The sequence below is a fragment of the Conexibacter sp. DBS9H8 genome (assembly GCF_023330685.1).
Taxonomy (GTDB): Bacteria; Actinomycetota; Thermoleophilia; order Solirubrobacterales; family Solirubrobacteraceae; genus Palsa-465.
In genome coordinates this window covers 3,106,749-3,128,014 of sequence record NZ_CP097128.1, presented here as the reverse complement: position 1 = coordinate 3,128,014, position 21,266 = coordinate 3,106,749, and the positions used below count along the sequence as shown (strand labels likewise).

Genomic DNA, 21,266 nt, shown 5'->3' with positions numbered 1-21,266 from the left:
GCCCCCGCCACCACCCCGACCCCGGAGCCCGCTGATGGCCCTCGATGACCCCGTCGTCCTCACCTGCGCCATCTCCGGCGCCCTCGCCAACCGCGCCCAGTGCGTGGCGATCCCCTACACCCCTGCCGAGTACGCCGCCGAGGCCCGCCGTGCCGTCGACGCCGGCGCCGTCCACATCCACATCCACGCCCGCACCCCCGACGGCACCCCCTCCACCGCCGTCGAGGACTTCCTCGCGATCAAGACCGCGATCGTCGACGAGATCGCCGATCAGGCGATCATCAACTTCTCTACCGGCACCATCGGCGTCGACGTCGCCACCCGCGTGCGCTACCTCGAGGCTGGCCGGCCGGAGGTCGCCGCCCTCAACATGGGCTCGATGAACTACGCCAAGTACAGCGCCAGCCGCAAGGCGTTCGTGTTCAACTTCGTCTTCTCCAACCCGTGGGAGGAGATCCTCGAGCTGCTCGAGGCGATGCGCCGTCTCGAGATCAAGCCCGAGCACGAGTGCTTCGACGTCGGCCACGTCGCCAGCCTCGCCCCGCTCGTCGACATGGGCCTGCTGTCGGCCCCCCTGCACGCCGACTTCATCATGGGCGTCCTTGGTGGCATTCCGCCGACAGCGGCCAACCTCAAGACGATGGCCGACAACTACGCCGCCATCGACGGCGCCGCCCACTGGGGGGTGATCGGGATCGGCCGGATCCAGTGGCAGATGATCGCCGCCGCGCTCGTCCTCGGCGGCTCGATCCGGGCCGGGGTGGAGGACAACTTCTACCTGCCCGATGGCAGCGTCGCCCGTTCCAACGGCGACCTCATCGCCAAGGCGGCCCAGATGGCGACCGACTGTGGCCGCCGCCTCGCCACCGTCACCGAGGCCCGCCGGATGCTCGGGGTGCGGGCCCAGCCCGCGCCCGCCGGGTGAGCGCCACGCAGACATCCGGGCTGTTGAAGATGGCCGAGCTCGCCGAACGCTCGGGCGTCCCCGCGGCGACGATCAAGTACTACCTGCGTGAGGGGGTGCTCGGCCCCGTCGACGGGGTGATCCGCACGAGCCGCAACATGGCCTGGTATCCGCCCGAGTTCGTGGAGCGCATCCAGCTCGTCAAGCGCCTCCAGGAGGAGCGCTACTGGCCCCTGCGGCTGATCCGCGACCTGATGCGCTCCTCACCCGAGGAGGTGGCCCGGGTGATCGAGGTGGAGGACCGCATCCTCACCCGCGCGGTCGAGGCCAACGACTCCACCCGCATGTCCCGCACGCGCGCCCGCGAGACCTATGACCTGCCACGCGACGTGCTCGACCGGCTCGAGGCGATCGGCGTGCTCACCCCGACGAGTCGCGGCTATGACCGCGACGACGTCGCGATCATCGAGGCGATCTCCCGCTTCCGCGCCGGGGGCTATGAGCAGTCCCTCGGCTTCACCGTCTATGACACCCTCCGTTACCGCGACGCGATGGCCGCCCTCGTCGTCGAGGAGGTGACGACGCTCGTCACCCGCGTCGCCACCCAGGTCGACGCCGACCGCGCCCTCGAGATCATCCAGTCCGCCGACGGCCCCCTGCGCGACCTGATCGGGGCGATGCACTCGAAGATGCTGCTCGCCGAGATCGCCCGTCGGCGCGCCGGATAGCGGTGGTCCGGGGGTGGTCTCACAGGACCACCCCCGGAACGGACACGCCTGCTCAGGCCGGCGTCACGGCGGCCCGCGTCACCCGGACGGGAACGCCGCACAGCACGGCGGTGCCGGTGAGCGGCTCGAGCTCGAGGTCGTCGGAGAGGACGTTGAGGTTGACCCCGGGATGGGCGTTGGCGACCCGCTGGCGGGTGTCGTCACGGCCGTGGCCCCAGCCGTGGGGGAGGCTGAGCACGCCCGGCATGATCGCGTCGGTCACCTGGGCGGGGGCGGTGATCGCACCGACCCGCGACCGGACGGTGACCGGGTCACCGTCGGCGATCCCCGCCCGGGCCGCGTCGGCCGGGTGGATCTGCAGCCGGCAGCGGAGCGGGCCGTCGACGAGCTTGTCGAGGTTGTGCATCCACGAGTTGTTCGAGCGCAGGTCCCGGCGGCCGATCATCAGCAGCTCCCCGTCCGGTCCGGGGGCCGGACCGGTGAGGCGCGCGCGGAGCCGAGGGAGGTCGGCGAGGATCGGGGCGGGGGCGAGCTCGATCCGGCCTGACGGGGTGCGCAGGATCTCGGGGAGGTGGGGGCGCAGGGGGCCGTAGTCGACGCCGTGGGGGTGGGCCTCGAGGTGGGCGAGGCAGGTCTCCCCGGGGCCGGGGGCGTCCAGTTCGGGAAAGCCGAGGCCGTAGGGACCGGTGCGCAGCATCAGGTCGAGCATCCGCTCAGCTCCGGTTCGCGGGGCGAGCGCGGCGAGGATCGCCTCCGGGTCGAGCCCGTGGGCGGGGGAGCCGGAGGTTGCGCTCTCCCGCTCGGTGAGGCCGAGGGCGATCGCGGCGTCGACGGCGCCGGGGTCGGCATCGGCGCCGAGCCCGGCGGCGATCGCGCTCAGGCGCAGCAGTGTCTCGTCCTCCTCGGGCATCCCGTCGGGGCGGGGAAGGGTCGCCGGGGAGTAGTGGGCGACATCACGGATGCTGAAGCCGGCGATGATCAGCTCGTAGTGGGCCTTCTCCAGCGGCGAGGGGACCGGGAGGATCACGTCGGCGTGCCGGGTCGTCTCGTTGAGGTAGAAGTCGACGCTGACCATGAACTCGAGGTCACCGAGGGCGGCGTCGAGGCGGTCACCGTTGGGGAGGGAGAGGACCGGGTTGCCCGCGAGGGTGATGAGCGCCCGGACCCGGCCTTCGCCGGGGGTGTCGATCTCCTCGGCGAGACAGGCGGCCGGCAGCTCGCCGAGGATCTCCGCCTGGCCACGGACCCGGGAGTGGAACCGCGGGGGCCGGGCGCCTCGGCCGCTTCCGGCCGGCCCCTTGCTGCCGGCGTGGCCGACCGCCGGCCACGGGAACATCGCCCCGCCGGGGGTGTCGAGGTTGCCGGTGAGGATGTTGAGCACGTCGATCAGCCATGAGGCGACCGTGCCGAAGCTCTGGGTGCTCGTGCCAAAGCGGCCGTAGACGGCTGCGCTCGGGGCGTCAGCCAACTCCCGCGCGAGCGCGCGCAGATCCGCGGCGGGAATCCCCGTATGCGGGGCGACCGCCTCGGGCGTGAACGGGGCGGCGAGCTCGTCGAGGGCCTCGAGTCCGTTCACCATCGGCGCGAGCCGGCCGAGGTCGCTGCGGCCCTCGGCGAGGATCACCTGCACGAGCGCGAACAGCGCGAGCGCGTCCGTGCCGGGGCGGATGAAGTGGTGGCGGTCCGCCGCCGTCGCCGTCTGGGTCCGGCGCGGGTCGATCACGATCAGACGGCCACCCCGGCGTCGCAGCGCGCGCAGGCGCCCCCGGGTGTCGGGGGCGGTCATCAGCGACCCGTTGGACGCCCACGGGTTCGCGCCGATCAGGAGGAGGAAGTCGGTGCGGTCCAGGTCGGGCACGGCGACGCTCAGTGGAGCGCCGAACATCAGGGCGCTCGCGTACATCTTCGGGAACTGATCCACCGTTGAGGCGGTGTAGAGGTTGCGGGTGCCGAGCGCCTTGGCGAGGACACGGCCATATAGCGCGAGGGCGAGCGCGTGCGCGCCCGGGTTGCCGGTGTACATCGCCACGGCGTCCCGGCCGTGGGCGGCCTGGACGCGCCCGAGGCCGTCGGCGACCGCAGCGAACGCCTCCTCCCAGCCGCACTCGGCCAGACTCCCGTCCGGACCTCGTCGCAGCGGCATCCGGAGGCGGTCGGGGTCGTGGTGGAGGCTGCCGATCGAGGCGCCCTTGGGACAGATGAACCCGTGGCTGAAGACATCCGCCGCGTCCCCACGGACCTTCAGCACCCGATCTCCGTCGAGGGTGAGCTCGAGCCCGCAGCTCGCCTCACACAGGGCACAGCTGCGATAGCTGACCCGGGTTGATCCGTCGCTCATCGCCACACTCCGTTTCCCTCGCCTCTGGGTTCTGACGGGTCGAGACCCGAGACGGAGCTTACGCGCGTGCGCAGCGGTGTGGGGTCCGGAATGTCCGGCGGGCCGCTGCGCGGCGGCGGGCGCTGAGCGACACGCCGCGTGCACCCGGGGGGCAGCCCGGGCGGCAGTGGTGGTGCTGAGCCCTCGGGTGCTGCGAGGCGTCACCCGAGGAGCACGCGTCCCGGTCAAGAGTCAAGCTAAGGTCGAGGCTGAGTGTGTTCTGCGGAACGCCTGGAATCTCGGGAGCTGGACGCTCGCCCCAGGCGCGTTGAGCGGTGGCGGGTGGGAAGACACCAAGCCGACCGATATGCTCCCTTGACTGACCAGTCAATCAATGAGTCCACGTGCGGGCCGCCCCCCGCTTCGGTACCGGGTGAGCGGACCGCTGGCCGCGGACGGTCTGCCCACCGCGGGATCGACAACGACGACGACGTGACCGACGCGAAGACTATCCGAGCCGCTGCGGTGCAGATGAACAGCACCGGGAACGTGGCGGCCAACCTCGAGACCGCCGACCGGCTCGTCCGTGCCGCGGCCCGGGACGGCGCCGAACTTGTCGTTCTCCCGGAGAAGTGGCACGTCCTCGCCGGGGCCGAGGTGATGGCCGCCCACGCCCAGCCCCTCGACGGTCCCGCGGGAGGGTGGGGCGCTGCGATCGCGGGCGAGCTGGGGATCGATCTGATCGCCGGTTCGATCCTCGAGCGGCGTCCGGGACAGAACCGGTATGCGAACACGTCGGTCCACTACGGCCCCGACGGGGGGGTGCGGGCGGCCTACTCCAAACTGCACCTGTTCGACGTCGAGGTCGACGGGGTCCGCTATGCCGAGTCTGACATGGAGGAGGCGGGGGACCGGGTCGTCTCCTCGGTCCTCGCCACCGGCGCCCGGATCGGTCTCAGTGTCTGCTACGACCTGCGCTTTCCCGAGCTCTACCGCGCCTTGGCCGGGGTCGAGGTGATCGCCGTTCCGTCCGCCTTCACGCTCGCCACGACCCGGGACCACTGGGACGTGCTGCTTCGCGCCCGGGCGATCGAGAATCAGGCGTTCGTCGTCGCGGCGAACCAGATCGGCGCGTTCCTGCCGGGCCACCGGTCCGGCGGCCGCTCGGCGATCGTCGACCCGTGGGGCGTCGTGCTGGCCCGTGCTCCCGACCGCGAGACCCACGTGATCGCCGACCTCGATCTCACCCAGCTCGAGCGGGTGCGGCGGGAGCTGCCGGCGCTCGCCCACCGGCGCCTGGCACCCTCGATGCGGCTGGAGCCCTGATGGCGACCGCGACGGACCGGCGCCGCCAGATCCTCGACGCCGCGATCCGGGTGTTTGCCGATCAGGGCTTTCACACCTGCCGGGTCTCCGACATCGCCGACGCTGCCGGGGTCGCCTACGGGCTCGTCTACCACTACTTCACCTCCAAGGAGCAGATCCTCGACACGCTGTTCCTCGAGCGTTGGGACGTGATGCTCGACGCGATCGCGGAGGCCGACGCCTCCGACCTCCGCGCCCGGACCAAGCTCGCGACGGTCGCCGCCTTCATCCTCGAGTCCTACGGGCACGACCCGGCGCTGATGAAGGTGATCATCGTCGAGGTGACCCGGGCGGCGAACAGTTTCGGACGGACCCATCGCGAGAAGATCGAGCAGGCGTTCGCCGGGGTCGCCTCGATCGTCGATGCCGGCCGGCGTGCGGGGGAGTTCCGCTCGGGGATCGATCCGACCTTGGCCGCACAGGCCTTCTTCGGCCTCGTCGAGCAGGTCCTGACCACCTGGATCTTCGCCGGGGAGCCGCGTCCGGCGGCGGAGATCAACCGGGCCAAGCGGGAGATCGTCGAGATCATCTGCGGCGGTCTGGAGGCGTGAAGCGGTGCTGCGGAGTCGCTGCCCCGGCCCCTTCCGCTCCCCGGTTTGCTTGAATCGGACCGGTGAAGGAGAGCCCGTTGGTCAAAAAGCTGCTCTGGTCCGCGCTGTTGGCTGGCCTCGGAGCGGGTGCCAGTATCGCGACGACCAAGCTCGCGGAGCTGATCTGGAAGCGCGCGTTCGGTGAGGATCCGCCCGAATGAGTGATTCAGCCCCCGTCAGCCGATCCGTCACTGCCGAGCATCCCGAATACCTCGTCGGGGCGGCTCTCGTCGCCGGAGTCCTCGTCGCCAAGGTTGTGAAGCGCCTTGCCGCGTAACCGACCCGGTGCTGGCCAGCGCGGGACCAACGGCAACGAGAACTTCGCCGCCGCGCTCGCCGAGGTCTCCGATCGCCTCACACGGCTCGTGCAGGATGAGATCGAGCTCGCCAAGACCGAGGTCATCCAGAAGGCCACGAGTCTCGCCCGCGGCGCGGCCGCCGTTGCCGTCGGGGCGGTCTTCGGCATCTTCGCCGTCGTCTTCTTCCTGCTCACGCTCGCCTGGGTGTTCGACGGCATCTTCGTCAGTGGCGCCGGGTCACTGTGGCTCGGGTTCCTGATCGTCCTGATCATCCTCCTCGTCCTGACCGTCGGGTCGTTCCTGTTCGCATGGCGCAAGCTCAAGGTCGGCGCTCCGACCCCGAAGATGGCGATCTCGGAGGGAAAGAAGATCAAGGACACGGTCGCCGCCTTTGGCGGTCCGGGGACGGCCGCCCACCTGCGGGAGGGCGTGGCCAACGCCATGTCGGCCACCGTCACCGCGCCTTCTGCCTCTGAGTCGACCTCTGCCACACCGTCCGCGTCGGCGGCGGCTGTGGCGCCAGAGCCGGTCGCGCCGACCCCGACGACGCCCGCGCCGACTCCGACGACGCCCGCGCCAACCTCGCCGAGGGCATCGGAGGGCCCGGCCACCGCCGCCGAGCCGACCTCGACCGTCGAGCCCGAGCCCGAGCCCGAGCCGTCCGCGCCCGAGCCCGAGCCCGAGGCGGCTCCGACACACCCGGCGGCCGACACCCTGCCGCCGTCACCCTGGGCAGCGACGCCGTCACCCTGGGCACCCGCCCAGAGCACCGGCTCGAGCGAGCCGGCCGCCACTGAACCGCCGGCTGGCGCCGAACCGCCGGCTGGCGCCGAACCGCCGGCTGGCGCCGAACCGTCGGCTGGGGCCGGGCTCCCTCTCGGACCGCCGGCTCCGTGGGTCCCGCCGACCCCCCCGTCCCAGTGGCTCGTCGACTCCCCCCCGGCCAATGGCGCTGGTGAGTCCGAGGTCGAGCCGGCCCCGCAGTTCGTGTCCGAGCCGATTGCTCGTCCCCACCTCGAGGAGGGGGAGGCGACCACCTCCAACGAGGTCGATCCCGTCCGGGACCAGCCCCGCCTGCTCGCCGACGAACCTGCCCCCGCGGACGAACAGCCCACCTTCCAGTTCGAGCGGATTGATCCGGCGAGCGTTGATGCCTCGTCCCCGAACCCCGACGTGGAGAGGTAGATGCCCTCAAGCACGAAGCGGACGCCCGAGGAGATTCGGGCCTCGATTGAGGAGAACCGGGTCGCGCTGGGCGAGTCGCTCGGCAAGCTGCGTGAGGAGGTGAGCGACTTGACGGACTGGCGCTCCCAGGTGCGCGCGAACCAGGAGACCCTGATGGTGGCCGCCGCGGCCGGCGGCTTCGTGCTCGCCGGCGGGATCGGGGGCGTCTTCGGCCTGCTGTTCGGCCGCCGCCGCCGCAAGGCTCGTCGCGGTCAGGCGCGGGCGGAGAAGATCCTCGCGGAGGCCCGCAAGGCCGAGCGCAAGGCGGCCAAGCTCGCCGCCAAGGTCAAGACCAAGTCCCGCTGACCAAGCCCCGCTGAGACGGCCAGATCCGCTGAGTCGGACCGCCCTCCGGGGCTCACTCCCGGGGGCGGTCAGGTGACGAGCGCGGTCGGGATCGCGCCCGCGCCGATCAGCCCGGGGCCGACGTGGGTGCCGATGACCGGACCGATCTCGGACACGAAGAGCGGTTCCCGGCCAAAGATCGCCCGGCCGCGCTCGACGAGCGCGTCGGCGTACTCGGGGGCTTGGATGTGCTGGACCGCCCAGCCGTCCGCGCCATCGGCTCGCGTCTGCTCGAGGAGGGCGACGAGCCGGTCAAAGGCGCGCTTGGTCGTCCGCACCCGCTCGACCGGCGTGATCTCCTCCGCCACGGACAGGATCGGCTTGATCTTCAGTGCCGTCCCCAGCCACGCCTGGGCGCCGCCGATCCGCCCCCCGCGGCGCAGGTACTCGAGCGTGTCGACGACGAACCAGAAGCGCATCGCCGCGTGGACTTCCCGCACCCGGCTGACGACGGCGTCGAGATCGCCGCCGCGCTCGATCGTCTTGGCGGCGGTCTGCACCATCAGACCCTGGGCGCCCCCCGCGACGTGGGTGTCGATCACACGGACGCGGTCCGCGGCCCCACCGAGCTGTTGGCGGGCCTGCTCGGCCGTGTGGACGGTGCCCGACATGCCGCCGGCGAGGTGGAGGGAGACGATCTCATGGCCGGCGTCGATCAGCGGCTCATAGACGGCGAGGAAGTCCCCGATCGAGGGCTGGGAGGTCGTCGGCAGCTCGCTGGCGGAGCCCAGCCGACGGAAGTAGTCCCCGTAGTCGGTGATGTCCGCCTCTCGGATCGCCTCCCCGCCGATGTGCACGTAGAGGCTGACCACGGCGATGTTGAACTGCTCGATCACCTCGGGCGGCAGGTAGGCGCAGGTATCGGTGACGACCGTGATGGGCACGAGCGCGTGACCCTAGCAGCGGGTGCCGCCATCACCTACAGTCTCGCAGAGGACCGGACCCCCCCCAATCCGCCTGAGTCGCTGACCGTCCATGGCCGTTCTCTATCGTTGCAGCACCCCGACTGACCGCCTGTGTCCCTGCGGAAGGGTCGCGCGCCGGCTCCGTCGCGCCGGCGTCGCCTTCACCGAGGTGACGGTCCCGCTGCGCCGGCGCGAGCGGCCGGAGGTGGTCGCCCTCAGCGGGCAGAATCGGGTCCCGCTGCTGGTGATCGACGCCGAGGTCATCTGCGATTCCCGCCGAATCCTCGAACACCTGGAGTATCTGTGCCACGCCTCCGAGCTCGACTCACCCTGATCGCCGCCGGCCTCTGTGCCGCACTGGGCATCGCCGTCACTGCGGTCGCCGCACCGGCCCCGACCCGTACCCAGAGCGCCCAGGCGCCCCTCGCCCACGGCGGGACGGTCCGCGCCCAGCTCACCTACCGGGCGACCAGTCCGGTCGTGAACCCGCACATCACCCTGTCGATCACGCGGGCGGGGCGGCGCCTCTATGACGCGCCGGTGACCGCTCGGGCCTGCGGCGCCTACTGCGACGTCGCCTACGGTCACGCCGTGCAGGTCCTCGACCTGCTTCCCAACAGGGAGCCGAACGTGCTCGTCAACCTCTACACGGGCGGCGCCCACTGCTGCAGCGTCTCTGAGATCTTCACCTACGACCCGGCCACTCGGCACTACCGGATCCTCACGCACAACTTCGGCGATCCCGGCTTCCGGCTGGCGCACTTCGGTCCGACGACGGTGTTCCAGACCGCCGACGATCGCTTCGCCTACGCCTTCACCGACTACGCCGCCTCCGGGCTGCCCCTGCAGCTGCTGCACTTCAACGGCAGCGCCCTGATCAACGTGACCCGCCACTACCCGAGGTTGATCGCCCGGGATGCCGCCACCTACCTCGCCGCCTACCGCGCCCAAGCGCGGCAGCACTGGTCCGACACGGTCGGCATCATCGCCGCGTGGGCCGCGGATGAGGACGAGCTCGGAAACAGCGCTCAGGTCGCGCACTTCCTGCACACCCAGGCACTCGCCGGTCACCTCAACTCGGGAATCCCGGGGCTCGCTCACGGACTGAAGTTCGTCCGCAAACTCACCACCTTCCTGAAGGAGACCGGCTACCTCGGCGGGCCGGTCGCCAAGCGGGCCAGCTGAGCGGCGGGCCCGGCAGGCCCGCCGCTCAGCGGCTGTCAGTTGAGCCGGTTCTCGATCGACAACGGAGCCGACCCGCCGGGGGTCGGCTCCGGGACCGCTCCGGCGGCCGGGTCGACCCCGAGCAGGGAGGCGAGCTCCCCGGACTCGTACATCTCGGCGACGATGTCGGCGCCGCCGACGAGCTCGCCGTCAACGAACAGCTGGGGGATCGTCGGCCAGCCGGAGATCTGGGTCAGCTCCTGACGGATGCGCGGGTCGGGGAGGACGTCCACGGCGGCAAAGGGGGTGTCGAGCTGGCGCAGAACCGAGATCGTCCGCGCGGAGAAGCCACACGCCGGCGCCTCCGGACTCCCCTTCATGAACAGGATCACCGGGTTGTCGGAGATCGCGGACGCGATCGCGTCGCGCATCTCGTTGGTTGCGGGCTCGGTCATCTCAAAGCCTCCGTGGTTGGCGTCGTCGTCTTGATCGACAGGGCGTGGATACGGTCACCGATCTCATCACCGAACACGGCGTAGACGAGCTGGTGCTGGGCGATCCGGCCAAGGCCGGCGAAGACGGGGGAGGTGACCTCGGCGCGGAAGTGGTGGCCGTCTCCGGTCACCTCGGCGACGGCATGCGGGATCGCCGCTTCAATCCGCTGTCTCAGCTCCTCCGGGGTGACGGACATGGCACAAGCGTAGCGCCATGCTTTACCGAATGAAGCGGTCTCGGGGATGCTTTACAATCAGCTGGACCATGATCACTCTCACCGACAGAGGTGCCGAAAAGGTCCGCGAGTTCCTCGCCAGCCAGGAGGCCGTGGTCGAAACGGCCGGCCTGCGGGTCGGGGTGCGCGGGGGCGGATGCTCGGGCTTTCAGTACGCGCTCGCCTTTGACGAGCAGCGGGACGGGGACGAGGTCTTCGAAGATCGCGGCATCCGTCTGCTCGTTGACCGCCCGAGCCTTCCCTACGTCCGCGGATCGGTCATCGACTTCGTCGACGGCTTACAGGGCGCGGGGTTCAAGGTCGAGAACCCGAACGTCGTCGCCGCCTGTGGTTGTGGCTCCTCCTTCCGTGTCGCGGAAGAGGAGCCGGTGTCAGCGGTCTAGAGGAGAGCCACCATGCACCTGCCCAGTACGCTCACGCGCCGCACCGGTGCGATTGGTCTCCTCGGCGCCGCCGCCCTGGCGATCGCCGGATGCGGCTCGGCCGCCCACCACAGCACGAGCGCGTCGGCCGGCTCCTCCGGGGTCGGCGGAGCCGTGATCGCCAAGGCCGCTGACATCTCCGGCGCCGCCAAGGGTGAGCGCGTCGCCTACACGCTGACGGAGTCACTCCCCTCGGTCGGCACTGTGCAGGTGGCCGGGACCGGGGCGTTCAATGCCAAGCCGGCTGAGGGGCAACTCAACCTCACCGTCGCCGCCCCGAACGCCTCCGGGCTCGGACTCGCGGGCACCCTGCTCGCCCACCTTCCGCTCTCCCTCGTGCTCGCGAACAAGACGGTGTACCTGAAGATCCCGAGCTCGGTGCAGAGCCTTGTCGGGTCCTTCACCCACAACAAGTCGTGGATCTCGATCAACCTCGCCGACCTGGCGGGCGCCTCGAAGATCCCCGGCCTCTCGAGCGTCCTCAACGGCCAGACCAACCCGACGGATCCGGCGGCCGAGCTCAAGCAGTTCGAGGCGGCGGCGACCAACGGTGTGACGAAGGTTGGCAGCGCGACCGTCAACGGGGTTGCGACGACCGAGTACAGCGGGACGCTCGACCTCGCCAAGCTGAGCCAGCGCCTGCCGGCCGCCCTCCGCAGCGCGATGTCGCACCAGCTCGCCAGGGCCGCCAAGGCGATCGGCTCGACCAAGCTGCCCTTCACCGTCTACATCGACTCGGCGAACCTCATTCGCCGGCTCGACCTCAGCTTCAGCGGTAGCCACGCTGGGTCCGCGGTCAAGGCGACGATGCAGATGGACTTCCTCGCCTACGGGCCCCAGCCCGCGCCGACGATCCCGCCGGCGGCGGACACGTTCGGGATCAACGGTCTGCTCGGCTCGCTGAAGTCGCTCGCCGCGAGCGCCGGCGCCGGCCTCGGCGGCTGAACCCGACCCTGGGGCGGGGGTCGCGATCCCCCGCCTCAGCCTCCGCCCCGCCTCAGCCTCCGGGACCACCACGTCCCCGCGCTCAGGCGAGCGCGGGGAGGGCGACCCCGTCGAGGGCGGCGAGCGCCTTCTCAACGCTCGCCGACAGGCACGTGAACGTCGGGGTGTCCCGCAGCGTGTAGGCGGAGGACTCGGTCGGGCGCAGCCGCTGGACGAGATCGAGGAAGTCCGCCGGGTTGTCGGTGTTGAAGGCGATCACGAACTCCTGATCGTCGAGCCCGAAGCTGTAGGACGTGTTGATGTCGACGGTCGGGAACTCCTTGCCGACCCGGATGTGCTCGGCCATGATCCGTCCGCGCTCGGCGGCTTCGAGCCCGTACCAGGCCCGCGTCTTGATGAACGGGTAGACGAACAGATAACGGTTCTCGTGCCGGCGAAGCGACAGTCGCGCCTCATCGGAATACTCCGACGGCTTGGTCATCGCCAGGTAGCTGTAGGGCAGCGTCACCCAGGCGGCGAGCCCCGCCTGGTTGAGGATCACGTGGAACTCGTGCAGCCGTTCGAGGTTCTCCGCCTGGGTCTGGAGCATCAGGTCGGTGTCGCCGCGCGTACCGACGGTGCTGTAGGCCGCGAGGTAGTGGTCTTCTGCGAAGTTCTCACACGCCGCGGCGAATTCGCGCTTGTGCAGCTCGCGCTCGGCCGGCGGCAGCCGCCGCCACGCCGGGTCGACCTTGAAGAACGTGTACTTGACGAAGACGCGATCGGGCATACCCGGAGATGATGACAGTCCGGACTCTCCCGCGGGTGTTGCGCAGGAACCTAACGATTCACGCGGTAACATGGCGGCGATGAGGATCGCCCTCGTGTCGCCGTACTCCTGGACCTATCCGGGCGGCGTGACGCGGCACATCGCGGCCCTCGCCGACGAGTTCGTCGCGGCTGGACATGAGGTCCGCGTCCTCGCCCCCTATGACCCGGCCGACCGGTTCGCGACGCTCACTCACCGCGGCGCCGTTCCCGAGGCGCTCCCTGCCCCCGCGTACCTGACGCCGATCGGACGGACCGTCGGCTTCGCCGCCAACGGCTCGGTGTCGAACCTGTCGATCGGGCCGCGGGCTCAGGCGCGCCTCGCGCGGGAGCTGCGCAGCGGCGACTTCGACGTCATCCACATCCACGAGCCGGTCGCCCCGCTCGTCGGCTGGATCGCCTCTCTCGTCCCCGATGTCCCGCTGGTCGGGACCTACCACTCCTACTCGGTCAAGGCGCTGCCCAACCACATCGCCACCGCCTTTGGCGCGCGGGCGATGATGAACCATCTGCACGCGCGGATCGCCGTGTCGGAGGCGGCCGCCTGGACGGGACGACGGTGGTTCGGCGGCCGTTACCGGGTGATCCCCAACGGCGTTCACGTCAACCCGACGGCCCTCAGCGCCCGGGTCGAGGCGCTTCCGGTCGAGGACTGCACCGCCGCCGGCTGTCCCGCCGGCAGCGGGGAGGGTCCGATCTTCGAGGCGGCCCGGCCGCTCAATCTCCTGTTCATCGGGCAGGCGGTGGCCCGCAAGGGCCTGCCGATGCTGCTGCGCGCGTTCGAGGCGGTCCGTGAGCACGTCCCCGCCGAGTTGACCGTGCTCGGTCCGAGCCCCGACGAGCTCGAGCCGCTGATGCTCGACGGTACCGGCGTCCGCATCCTCGGCAAGGTGTCCGATGCGGTCAAGCAGTCCGAGCTGGCCGCCGCTGACGTCCTCGTCGCCCCGTCTCTGGGCGGCGAGTCCTTCGGCATGGTCCTCACGGAGGCGATGGCGGCCGGCACGACGATCGTCGCCTCCGACATCGCCGGGTACCGGGACGTCGTGACCGACGGTGTCGACGGGCTGCTCGTTCCCGCCGGGGACGCCCACGCCCTTGCCGAGACCCTGCGCGAGCTCTACTACGACCCGGCGCGGCGGGGCCGGCTCGCGCGGGCGGCCGCGGACACCGTGGCTCGGTTCGCGTGGGAGCGGGTTGCCGCCGAGGTGCTCGACGTCTACGCACAGGCCCGCGCGGTCGCCGCCCCCGACTCGGCGCTCGGCCAGTTCGCCGTCCGGATCGGCGCGCTCCCCGCCGACGGCCTTGCGTCCGTCCGCCCCCGGCGGCTCGCCTCCCTCGACCCGCCCGCTCCCGGGGTGCGCACGGGCCGGCGCTGGGTGGCGCCGCTGCGCCGCGGGGTGGTCGCGCTCGCCGCCCTCGCGGCCGTCTGGCTGGCGTACCTCGCCGTCCAGCAGATCGGCATCTCCCACATCACCTCGTCGCTGATCAACTCGAGTCCGATCGACGTCGTGCTCGGGCTCGTCGTGATGTGCACGGCGATGATGATGCGGGCCGTGTCCTGGCAGGCGATCCTCACGGCCGCCCTACCGGACGTGAAGGTGCGGCTTGCCGATTCGACCCAGGGGACGATGATCGGCGTGCTGATGTCCTCGACGCTGCCGGCCCGGCTTGGTGAGCCCGCTCGTGCTCTCGTCGTCGCCCGCCGCACCGGCCGGCCGCGCGAGCACCTGCCGATCGTCCTCGGCACGATCGTCTCCCAGACCCTGATGAACCTGCTCGCCCTGCTCATCCTCGCGGCGATCATGTTCAGCTCGGTCAATTTCTTCAGCGGGCACGAGTCCGCGCTGTTGTTCGTGGCGGTCGCCCCCGCCCTGCTGCTGCTCGCCGTCATCGCCGCGCCCGCGCTGCTGCGCTACGCCCGCCAGACCGGCCGCTTTGCCCGTCTCCGCCGGGCCCTCGAGTCCGGCTACGGGGCGATGGCCCGGGTGCGCGTCGGTCTCGCCGTCTACCGCCACCCGCGGCTCGGCATCCAGGCAACCTTCTTCCAGCTCCTCGCCTGGGCGCTGCAGGCACTCTCCTGCTACCTGCTGCTCGCCGCCCTCGGCCTTGACACGCGCACCGGCTTCGCCGGCGCCGCCGCGGTCCTGTTTGCCGTCAACGTCACCGCGGTCCTGCCCGCCACGCCGGCCAACCTCGGGGTGTTCCAGGCCGCGTGCGCGACCGTGCTGCACACCGGCTGGCACATCGGCTTTGGCACCGGCGTCGCCTACGGGGTGATCCTGCAGGCCGTGGAGGTGGTGACCGCCATCCTCCTCGGCACCCCGGCCCTGCTCAAGGAGGGGATGTCCTGGCGGGAGGTGCGCCTGCGGGCGATGCACACAAGCCCGGTGACGCTCGCCCCGCGGGTCGTCGGCTCCCCGTACGCCGCCGCCCCGCGCGCCGTCGAACGGATCTAGCGTCTTGCAGCGGTCCGGGTGAACGCGGGCCGACGAACCCGGGCGCCCGCGCGCCCTGGGGCGGTCCGGTCAGACCTCGGCGCCGACCCGCGGCCGGCGCGGGGGAGCCGGATCGAGCTCGTCGGGGTGGAGCAGGATCGCGCCCTCCCCGGTGCTGTAGGCCTCCTCGCCGTGCTGGAGCACGTCCATTCCGAGCGCCTCGCCGGCCGGCTCGACGCGGAGGGGCATCACCCTGCCGACGAGCTTGAGCAGCGCGAACGTGGCGAGGAAGGCGTAGGCCGGGCCGGCGGTGGCGGCGATCGCCTGCCAGAGGAGCTGGCCGAGGTGCCCGAACAGGGCGCCGTTGGCGACCCCGTTCCAGGAGCGTTGGGCGAACAGGCCGATGAAGATCATCCCGCAGAACCCGGCGACCCCGTGTGCGCCGAGCACGTCGAGGGACTCATCCAGGCGGGTGCGGGGTCGCCACAGGATCACCGCGTAGCTCGGCAGCGCGGCGAGGGCCCCGAGCAGGAGGGCGGCGACCGGGCTGATGTAGCCGGCCGCCGGGGTGATGCCGACGCAGCCGACGACGACGGCGGTCGCGGCGCCGATCGCGGTCGGGCGCCCGTTGGCGCGGAACTCGAGCGCCAGCCACACCGTCAGGGTCGCCGCCGGGGCGAGCAGCGTGTTGACGAAGGCGAGCACGGAGGCGTGGCCGGTCGAGAACCCCGAGCCGCCGTTGAAGCCGAACCAGCCGAACCAGAGCAGGCCGGCGCCCATCAGCACGTACATCCCGTTGTGGGGAAGCAGTGCCTTGCGGCCGTAGTCGTGGCGGGCGCCGACGGCGATCGCCGCCGCGGCGGCGGCGAATCCGGAGCCCATCTCCACCGGGACGCCGCCGGCGAAGTCGAGGACGCCGTGCTGGGCGAGCCAGCCGCCGCCCCACACCCAGTGGGCGAGCACCGGGTAGACGAGCAGCGACCACAGGGTCATGAAGACGAGGAAGGCGGGGAAGCGAACCCGTTCGACGACCGCGCCGGAGACGAGCGCCGCGGTGATGATCGCAAACGTCGCCTCAAAGGCGAAGTAGACGAGCTGGGGGATGTGGGTCCCCGGCTGGGCGCCGAAGCCGACGTGGGCGAGCAGGGCGAAGTGGAACCCGCCGATGAACCCGTTGGCGGTGTGGGAGAAGGCAAGCGAATACCCCAGCAGCGTCCAGGTGATCGTGACGATCCCGAGCGCCACGAGGCTCATCATGAACGTGTTGAGCGTGCTCTTGGCCCGGACGAGGCCGCTGTAGAAGAGGCCGAGCGCCGGAGTCATCATCATCACGAGCGCCGTCGCGATGAGCATCCACGCGGTGTCCCCGGCGCTGACGGAACCGTGTCCGGTTCCGGCGGCGGCGATGAGCAGACCGCCGGTCACAACGTCCCCTCCGCGTCGATCCGCAGCTGGGCACCGGGGCTGCGCGCCGTCACCGGCGTCACCGCCTCCACGTCTGTCTCCCCGGTGCGGATCCGCACGGCCCGTTCGAGGTCGACGACGAAGATCTTGCCGTCCCCGACATCCCCGGTGCGCGCCCCGACGGCGAGGGCGTCGACGGCGACATCGACAAAGCCGTCCGAGACGGCGATCTCAAAGCGCACCTTCTCTGATAGACCCATCTTCACCGTCGTCCCCCGGTAGGTCTCGACCCGCTCGAGCTCGCCCCCGTGTCCCTGTACCCGGCTGAGGGTGATCCCCTTCACCTCCGCGCGGTAGAGCGCCTCGAGCACGTCATTGGCCTTCTCCGGCCGCACGATTCCGATCACGAGCTTCATTCGGCGCCTGAGGCTAGACCGCCTTTAGCCAGATGGCCTTATCCAGTTGGATAGATATGGCCAGCCATGTCGGTCATTACTTGGCCAGAGGGCCAAGTCAGTCCGCGCGCGGCTGAACGGTCCGCGCGCTCAGGCCGGGTCCGCGCGCTCAGGCCGGGTCCGCGTCCGTCAGCCGCGTGAGCTGAGTCGGATCCTTCTCAGACCCGGCGATCACCTCATCCGCAGCCTGGCGGGCGTTTCGGGGCAGGGTTCCGTGTCGCATCGTGAAGTAGTCGGCCTGGGGGTGGTGGGCGACGAGCGCGAGCGTCGACTGCTCGGGCTCGAGGGCGAAGCCGCCGCTGAGGCGCAGCCCGATCTGCGGGGCGTCGAGGAGCCGGAACACCTTCTCATGCTCGGACTGGTCCGGGCAGGCGGGGTAGCCCCAGCTGTAGCGCCGCCCCTGGGTCGGTCCGATCCCGAGTTCGGCGCGGGCACGGGCGTGCAGCCACTCGGCCATTCCCTCCGCACACTGGGTGCCGAGGCCGTGGACGAACAGCTGCTCGGCGAACTCGCCGTCGGCCTCCAGGGCGGCCATCCGCTCGGTCACCTCGTCCCCGGCGGTGACCGCCTGGATCGCCGCGACGTCGACGCCGGCTCCGAGCGGCCGGTAGAAGTCGGCGAGACAGATCCGCTCGCCGCCGGGCTGGCGCGGGAAACAGAGGCGCTCGAGCTCACGGGGGGCGTCGGGATCGAACCCGTCTGGATCCCAGACGATCAGTTCGTTGCCGTCCGCGTTGACGGGGAAGTAGCCGAGCAGGGCCCGCGGATGCAGGTAGTCCTGGGTCGCCCACATCCGCTCCAGCCGCGGCTTGAAGTCCTCGGCGACGAGCGTGTCCCACGCCTCGCCCTTGACCCCGCGACCGCCCCAGTGGAGCTTGAACAGCACGTGGGTGTCGAGGTGGCGGTACACCTCGGCGAGGTCGACGGGAACCTCACGCACCCCCCAGTAGGGCGGAGTCGGCACGGGCACGTCGGTCGCCGCCGGGCTGCGCACCGACGCGTCGGTCGTCGGGGGCAGGTTCGAGGGCGCTTCGGGGGGACGCTCGCGCAGGGCGGTGGCGGCGGCCCTGGTCTGTTGGACCAGGGCCGTCCGTGCCTCGTCGTCGACGAGCCGGTCCATCACCGCGAGGCCCTCGAAGGCGTCCTTGCAGTAGAAGACGCCCGGGGCGTAGATCTCGTCGGAGTCGCGGCCGTGGGGGTAGAGGATCCGCAGGCCGAAGTTGCGGTTGATCGCCGCGCCGCCGATCAGGACCGGGAACTCGAGGCCCGCGGCGTGCAGCTCCTGGACGGCGAGCGGCATCTGCTTTGAGGTGCTCACCAGCAGCGCCGACAGTCCGATCGCGGTCGCCCGATGCTCCTGGGCGGCTTCGAGGATGCGGGAGATCGGCACCTGCTTGCCGAGGTCGACGACGGTGTAGCCGTTGTTGGAGAGGATCGTGTTGACGAGCGACTTGCCGATGTCATGCACGTCCCCGAAGACGGTGGCGATCACCACCGTCCCCTTGCTGTAACCCTCGATCCGGTCGAGGTAGCGCTCCAGCTGGGCGACCGCGCGCTTCATCACCTCTGCGGACTGGAGGACGAAGGGGAGGATCAGTTCGCCGGCTCCGAACTTGTCGCCGACCTCCTTCATCGCCGGCAACAGCACATCGTTGAGGGTTGGGACGGCGCCGATCTTCTCCACGCACGCGTCGATCCACGCCTCGACGCCCTCCTTGCGCCGGCGGAGGATGTGGAAGTGCAGCGCCGCCTCGGGCTCCATCCCCTCGGTCGGGTCCGCGCGGGTGGTCGCCTCCTCCGTCGTCCCCTTCGACTCGAAGTGGCCGATCAGGCGCTCGAGCGCGTCCTCACGGCGGTTGAACACGAGGTCGTCGGCGAGCTCGCGCTCGAGCGGCGGGATCTCGCCGTAGGGGATGATGTGGTTCGGGTTGACCATCGCGAGGTCAAGGCCGGCCTCGACGCAGTGGTGGAGGAACACGCTGTTGATCGCCTGGCGGGCGGGGAGGCCGACGCCGAAGGAGACGTTGGAGACCCCGAGGCTCGTCTGTACCCCGGGGATGTGCGCCTTGATCAGCCGGATCCCCTCGATCGTCTCGACCGCGGAGGGACGCCACTCCTCATCCCCGGTCGTCAGGGTGAACGTGAGGCAGTCGAAGATGAGGTCCTCGGGGGCGAGACCGTGGTGGCCGACGAGTTCGACGATCCGCTCGGCGACCTCGAGCTTGCGCTCGCGCGTCTTGGCCATCCCGACCTCATCGATCGTCAGGGCGATCAGCGCCGCCCCGTGCGCCTTGGCGAGCGGAGCGACGACGTTGAGCTTGTCCGGGCCGGCCTCGAGGTTGACCGAGTTGACGATCGCCCGCCCGGGGATCTGCTCGAGCGCCGCCTCAATCACCTCCGGCTCGGTCGAGTCGATCTGGATCGGGGCCGGCTGGGTGAGGCAGATCCGCTTGACGAGCTCGCGCATCTGGGCGGCCTCGTCCTGGCGTTCGGTGAGCGCGACGCAGAGGTCGAGGACGTGGGCGCCGCCGGCGACCTGATCCTCGGCGATCTGGACGAGGCCGTCGTAGTCGTCGGCGAGCAGCAGCTCCTTGGCGGCGCGACTGCCCTGGGCGTTGACCCGCTCGCCGACGAGGGTCGGGCGCGGATCCTGGACGAGCGGGGTGGCGGCGATCATGCTCGACAGCTGGTGGGCCGCCCACCGCTCACGCCGGGGCGGGGTGGGGGTGAGGGAGCCGACCCGCTCGCGGATCGCGGCGATGTGGGCGGGGGTCGTCCCACAGCAGCCGCCGACGATCCCGACCCCGTAGCGCTCCACGTACTCGCCGAGCACCTCCGCGAGCGGCCCGGGCTGCTCGGGGAAGATCGTCTCCCCGTCCGGACCCTGCAGCGGCAGGCCGGCGTTCGGGATGCAGTGGACGGGCAGGTGCGAGTGCTCGCCGAGGAAGCGGATCGCGTCCCGCATGTCCTCGGGGCCGGTCGAGCAGTTGAGCCCGATCACGTCGACCTCGAGCGCGCTCAGGGTGCTCAGCACACTCGCGATGTCGGTGCCCAGCAGCATCTTCCCGCCGTTGGGGAGCAGCGACACCGACGTCTGGATCGGCAGGCGCCGACCGGTCTGCGTGAACGCCTCCCGTGCGCCGAAGATCGCCGCCTTGACCTCCAGCAGATCCTGGGCGGTCTCGATGATGATCAGGTCGGCCCCGCCCTCGATCAGTCCGCGGGCCTGTTCGGTGAAGACGTCGACGAGGGTGGCGAAGGAGATGTCGCCGAGGGTCGGGTCATCGGAGGCGGGGAGAAAGCCGGTCGGGCCGATCGAGCCGGCGACGAAGCGGTGCTCGCCGACCGCTCGGCGGGCGATCTCCGCGGCGCGCCGGTTGATCTCGGTCGTGTGCGCCTCGAGGCCCCATTCGGCGAGCCTGAGCCGCGAAGCCTGGAAGGTGCAGGTTTCGACGACCTCGGCGCCGGCGTCGACCATGCTCGCGTGCACGCCCTCGATCACGTCGGGCCGGTTGAGCACGAGTGCCTCATGGGCCCGGCCGGGGAGCCGGTAGTCGTTCTCGAGGCTGAGGTCGCACATCTCGAGGGTGGCGCCCATCCCGCCGTCGAAGACGATCACGCGGTCACGGATGGCGGCGAGGAAATCACGCATGTCAGTCAGGGTACTGAAACCTTGACGCTCTCCTGTCAAGGTTGGGTGCGGTGGGGAACGTCAGCCCAGCCCGTTTCACTCCCGCGGCAGCAGCCGGGAGAGGACGACCTGGGTGCGGGTGCGCTCGAGCACCCCGTCGCGCTGGAGGTCGCGGATGAGCCGCTCGAGGTCGCGGTTGTCGGCGGTGCGGACCCGAGCGATCGCGTCCGCCTCCCCGGTCACCGACCACGCCTCGAGCACCTCCGGAAAGTGGGCGAGGCGGGCAGAGACGGCGTCGAGCTGGGTGCCCGGGGCGAAGAACAGCTCGACGAGCGCCTCCGTCGTCGCGCCGAGCGCGGCGTGGTCGACGATCGCCGTGAACCCGCGGATCGCCCCCTGCTCGCGGAGCCGGTCGACCCGCCGTTTGACCGCCGGAGCCGACAGGTTGACCTGCGCGGCGATCGCGTCGTAGGTGCTGCGGCCGTCCGCGAGCAGGAGCGCAAGAATCTGCCGGTCAACCCCGTCCATTGCAATAGATTCTTGCACAGACTCGCAGATAATCGGCGTCGAAATCCGTACTGGCTCCGCTTAGGCTT

Annotated in this window: 21 protein-coding genes; 12 read left to right on the top strand and 9 right to left on the bottom strand. The window is 70.9% G+C overall.

Translation table 11 applies throughout. From position 1 onward, the window contains the following. Positions 1-34: 34 nt before the first annotated feature. A complete protein-coding gene (locus M3M55_RS14895; RefSeq protein ID WP_249010290.1) occupies positions 35-925 on the top strand; it encodes a 3-keto-5-aminohexanoate cleavage protein in 891 nt (296 codons plus the stop codon). After that, the gene (locus M3M55_RS14890) at positions 922-1,632 is read left to right on the top strand and encodes a MerR family transcriptional regulator (protein ID WP_249010289.1); all 711 of its coding nucleotides are present in this window, start codon (positions 922-924) and stop codon (positions 1,630-1,632) included. Before M3M55_RS14895 ends, M3M55_RS14890 begins: the two co-directional genes overlap by 4 nt. Before the next feature lie 52 nt (positions 1,633-1,684). On the opposite strand, the gene M3M55_RS14885 is transcribed toward M3M55_RS14890, so the two are convergent. Beyond that, entirely contained in the window at positions 1,685-3,970 is a 2,286-nt protein-coding gene (locus tag M3M55_RS14885) for a molybdopterin-dependent oxidoreductase (protein ID WP_249010288.1), read from the bottom strand. A 471-nt stretch (positions 3,971-4,441) separates the two neighbouring features. Between M3M55_RS14885 and M3M55_RS14880 the strand changes: the two genes are divergently transcribed. The 5 genes from M3M55_RS14880 (at position 4,442) to M3M55_RS14860 (ending at position 7,733) form a co-directional block, all read left to right on the top strand. After that, positions 4,442-5,275 (top strand): carbon-nitrogen hydrolase family protein, encoded by an 834-nt coding sequence (locus tag M3M55_RS14880; protein ID WP_256469016.1) that lies wholly within the window; start codon positions 4,442-4,444, stop codon positions 5,273-5,275. Continuing rightward, entirely contained in the window at positions 5,275-5,865 is a 591-nt protein-coding gene (locus M3M55_RS14875; RefSeq protein WP_249010286.1) for a TetR/AcrR family transcriptional regulator, read from the top strand. Before M3M55_RS14880 ends, M3M55_RS14875 begins: the two co-directional genes overlap by 1 nt. A gap of 62 nt (positions 5,866-5,927) precedes the next feature. Then, positions 5,928-6,065 carry a hypothetical protein gene (locus tag M3M55_RS14870; protein ID WP_249010285.1) on the top strand — a complete coding sequence of 46 codons (138 nt, stop codon included), beginning with the start codon at positions 5,928-5,930 and terminating at the stop codon, positions 6,063-6,065. 105 nt (positions 6,066-6,170) lie between these two features. Next, positions 6,171-7,388 carry a phage holin family protein gene (locus tag M3M55_RS14865; RefSeq protein ID WP_249010284.1) on the top strand — a complete coding sequence of 406 codons (1,218 nt, stop codon included), beginning with the start codon at positions 6,171-6,173 and terminating at the stop codon, positions 7,386-7,388. After that, entirely contained in the window at positions 7,389-7,733 is a 345-nt protein-coding gene (locus tag M3M55_RS14860) for a hypothetical protein (RefSeq protein WP_249010283.1), read from the top strand. 68 nt (positions 7,734-7,801) lie between these two features. Here the strand turns inward: M3M55_RS14860 and M3M55_RS14855 are convergent, their stop codons facing one another. After that, positions 7,802-8,656 carry a DegV family protein gene (locus M3M55_RS14855; RefSeq protein ID WP_249010282.1) on the bottom strand — a complete coding sequence of 285 codons (855 nt, stop codon included), beginning with the start codon at positions 8,654-8,656 and terminating at the stop codon, positions 7,802-7,804. 91 nt (positions 8,657-8,747) lie between these two features. Between M3M55_RS14855 and M3M55_RS14850 the strand changes: the two genes are divergently transcribed. Both M3M55_RS14850 and M3M55_RS14845 read left to right on the top strand, forming a co-directional pair. Further along, positions 8,748-9,011, top strand: a complete 264-nt coding sequence (locus tag M3M55_RS14850; protein ID WP_249010281.1) for a glutathione S-transferase N-terminal domain-containing protein — start codon at positions 8,748-8,750, stop codon at positions 9,009-9,011. After that, positions 8,981-9,862, top strand: a complete 882-nt coding sequence (locus M3M55_RS14845) for a hypothetical protein (protein ID WP_249010280.1) — start codon at positions 8,981-8,983, stop codon at positions 9,860-9,862. Before M3M55_RS14850 ends, M3M55_RS14845 begins: the two co-directional genes overlap by 31 nt. Positions 9,863-9,897: 35 nt before the next feature. Here M3M55_RS14845 and grxD read toward each other — a convergent pair whose 3' ends face one another. Next, on the bottom strand, positions 9,898-10,296 hold the full coding sequence (gene grxD, locus M3M55_RS14840; RefSeq protein WP_249010279.1) for a Grx4 family monothiol glutaredoxin: 399 nt from the start codon (positions 10,294-10,296) through the stop codon (positions 9,898-9,900). Next, entirely contained in the window at positions 10,293-10,532 is a 240-nt protein-coding gene (locus tag M3M55_RS14835; protein WP_249010278.1) for a BolA family protein, read from the bottom strand. Before M3M55_RS14835 ends, grxD begins: the two co-directional genes overlap by 4 nt. 68 nt (positions 10,533-10,600) lie before the next feature. Between M3M55_RS14835 and M3M55_RS14830 the strand changes: the two genes are divergently transcribed. Beyond that, positions 10,601-10,954, top strand: a complete 354-nt coding sequence (locus tag M3M55_RS14830; protein ID WP_249010277.1) for an iron-sulfur cluster assembly accessory protein — start codon at positions 10,601-10,603, stop codon at positions 10,952-10,954. 12 nt (positions 10,955-10,966) lie between these two features. Then, positions 10,967-11,938, top strand: coding sequence for a hypothetical protein (locus M3M55_RS14825; RefSeq protein WP_249010276.1), 972 nt, complete (start codon positions 10,967-10,969; stop codon positions 11,936-11,938). 82 nt (positions 11,939-12,020) lie between these two features. Here M3M55_RS14825 and M3M55_RS14820 read toward each other — a convergent pair whose 3' ends face one another. Further along, positions 12,021-12,707: a chlorite dismutase family protein gene (locus tag M3M55_RS14820; protein WP_249010275.1), complete on the bottom strand. Its 687-nt coding sequence runs from the start codon at positions 12,705-12,707 to the stop codon at positions 12,021-12,023. Between the two features lie 79 nt (positions 12,708-12,786). Between M3M55_RS14820 and M3M55_RS14815 the strand changes: the two genes are divergently transcribed. Further along, the gene (locus tag M3M55_RS14815) at positions 12,787-15,201 is read left to right on the top strand and encodes a lysylphosphatidylglycerol synthase domain-containing protein (RefSeq protein ID WP_249010274.1); all 2,415 of its coding nucleotides are present in this window, start codon (positions 12,787-12,789) and stop codon (positions 15,199-15,201) included. 69 nt (positions 15,202-15,270) lie between these two features. Here the strand turns inward: M3M55_RS14815 and M3M55_RS14810 are convergent, their stop codons facing one another. The 4 genes from M3M55_RS14810 to M3M55_RS14795 form a co-directional block, all read right to left on the bottom strand. Next, a complete protein-coding gene (locus M3M55_RS14810) occupies positions 15,271-16,605 on the bottom strand; it encodes an ammonium transporter (protein ID WP_249010273.1) in 1,335 nt (444 codons plus the stop codon). Further along, on the bottom strand, positions 16,602-17,000 hold the full coding sequence (locus M3M55_RS14805; protein WP_249010272.1) for a P-II family nitrogen regulator: 399 nt from the start codon (positions 16,998-17,000) through the stop codon (positions 16,602-16,604). The genes M3M55_RS14810 and M3M55_RS14805 overlap by 4 nt, the downstream gene beginning before the upstream one ends. A gap of 148 nt (positions 17,001-17,148) precedes the next feature. Further along, positions 17,149-20,691, bottom strand: coding sequence for a homocysteine S-methyltransferase family protein (locus M3M55_RS14800; RefSeq protein ID WP_249010271.1), 3,543 nt, complete (start codon positions 20,689-20,691; stop codon positions 17,149-17,151). A gap of 75 nt (positions 20,692-20,766) precedes the next feature. Continuing rightward, complete coding sequence (locus M3M55_RS14795; protein WP_371878770.1) at positions 20,767-21,204, bottom strand: Lrp/AsnC family transcriptional regulator; 438 nt, start codon at positions 21,202-21,204, stop codon at positions 20,767-20,769. Between the last annotated feature and the right edge of the window lie 62 nt (positions 21,205-21,266).

What these genes read in the sequence shown, in the direction of transcription:
- M3M55_RS14885 (WP_249010288.1), bottom strand. Translation starts at nt 3,970, where the DNA reads ATGAGCGACGGATCAACCCGGGTCAGCTATCGCAGCTGTGCCCTGTGT.
- grxD (WP_249010279.1), bottom strand. Translation starts at nt 10,296, where the DNA reads ATGACCGAGCCCGCAACCAACGAGATGCGCGACGCGATCGCGTCCGCG.
- M3M55_RS14850 (WP_249010281.1), top strand. Translation starts at nt 8,748, where the DNA reads ATGGCCGTTCTCTATCGTTGCAGCACCCCGACTGACCGCCTGTGTCCC.
- M3M55_RS14815 (WP_249010274.1), top strand. Translation starts at nt 12,787, where the DNA reads ATGAGGATCGCCCTCGTGTCGCCGTACTCCTGGACCTATCCGGGCGGC.
- M3M55_RS14875 (WP_249010286.1), top strand. Translation starts at nt 5,275, where the DNA reads ATGGCGACCGCGACGGACCGGCGCCGCCAGATCCTCGACGCCGCGATC.
- M3M55_RS14830 (WP_249010277.1), top strand. Translation starts at nt 10,601, where the DNA reads ATGATCACTCTCACCGACAGAGGTGCCGAAAAGGTCCGCGAGTTCCTC.
- M3M55_RS14860 (WP_249010283.1), top strand. Translation starts at nt 7,389, where the DNA reads ATGCCCTCAAGCACGAAGCGGACGCCCGAGGAGATTCGGGCCTCGATT.
- M3M55_RS14805 (WP_249010272.1), bottom strand. Translation starts at nt 17,000, where the DNA reads ATGAAGCTCGTGATCGGAATCGTGCGGCCGGAGAAGGCCAATGACGTG.
- M3M55_RS14825 (WP_249010276.1), top strand. Translation starts at nt 10,967, where the DNA reads ATGCACCTGCCCAGTACGCTCACGCGCCGCACCGGTGCGATTGGTCTC.
- M3M55_RS14820 (WP_249010275.1), bottom strand. Translation starts at nt 12,707, where the DNA reads ATGCCCGATCGCGTCTTCGTCAAGTACACGTTCTTCAAGGTCGACCCG.
- M3M55_RS14800 (WP_249010271.1), bottom strand. Translation starts at nt 20,691, where the DNA reads ATGCGTGATTTCCTCGCCGCCATCCGTGACCGCGTGATCGTCTTCGAC.
- M3M55_RS14835 (WP_249010278.1), bottom strand. Translation starts at nt 10,532, where the DNA reads ATGTCCGTCACCCCGGAGGAGCTGAGACAGCGGATTGAAGCGGCGATC.
- M3M55_RS14895 (WP_249010290.1), top strand. Translation starts at nt 35, where the DNA reads ATGGCCCTCGATGACCCCGTCGTCCTCACCTGCGCCATCTCCGGCGCC.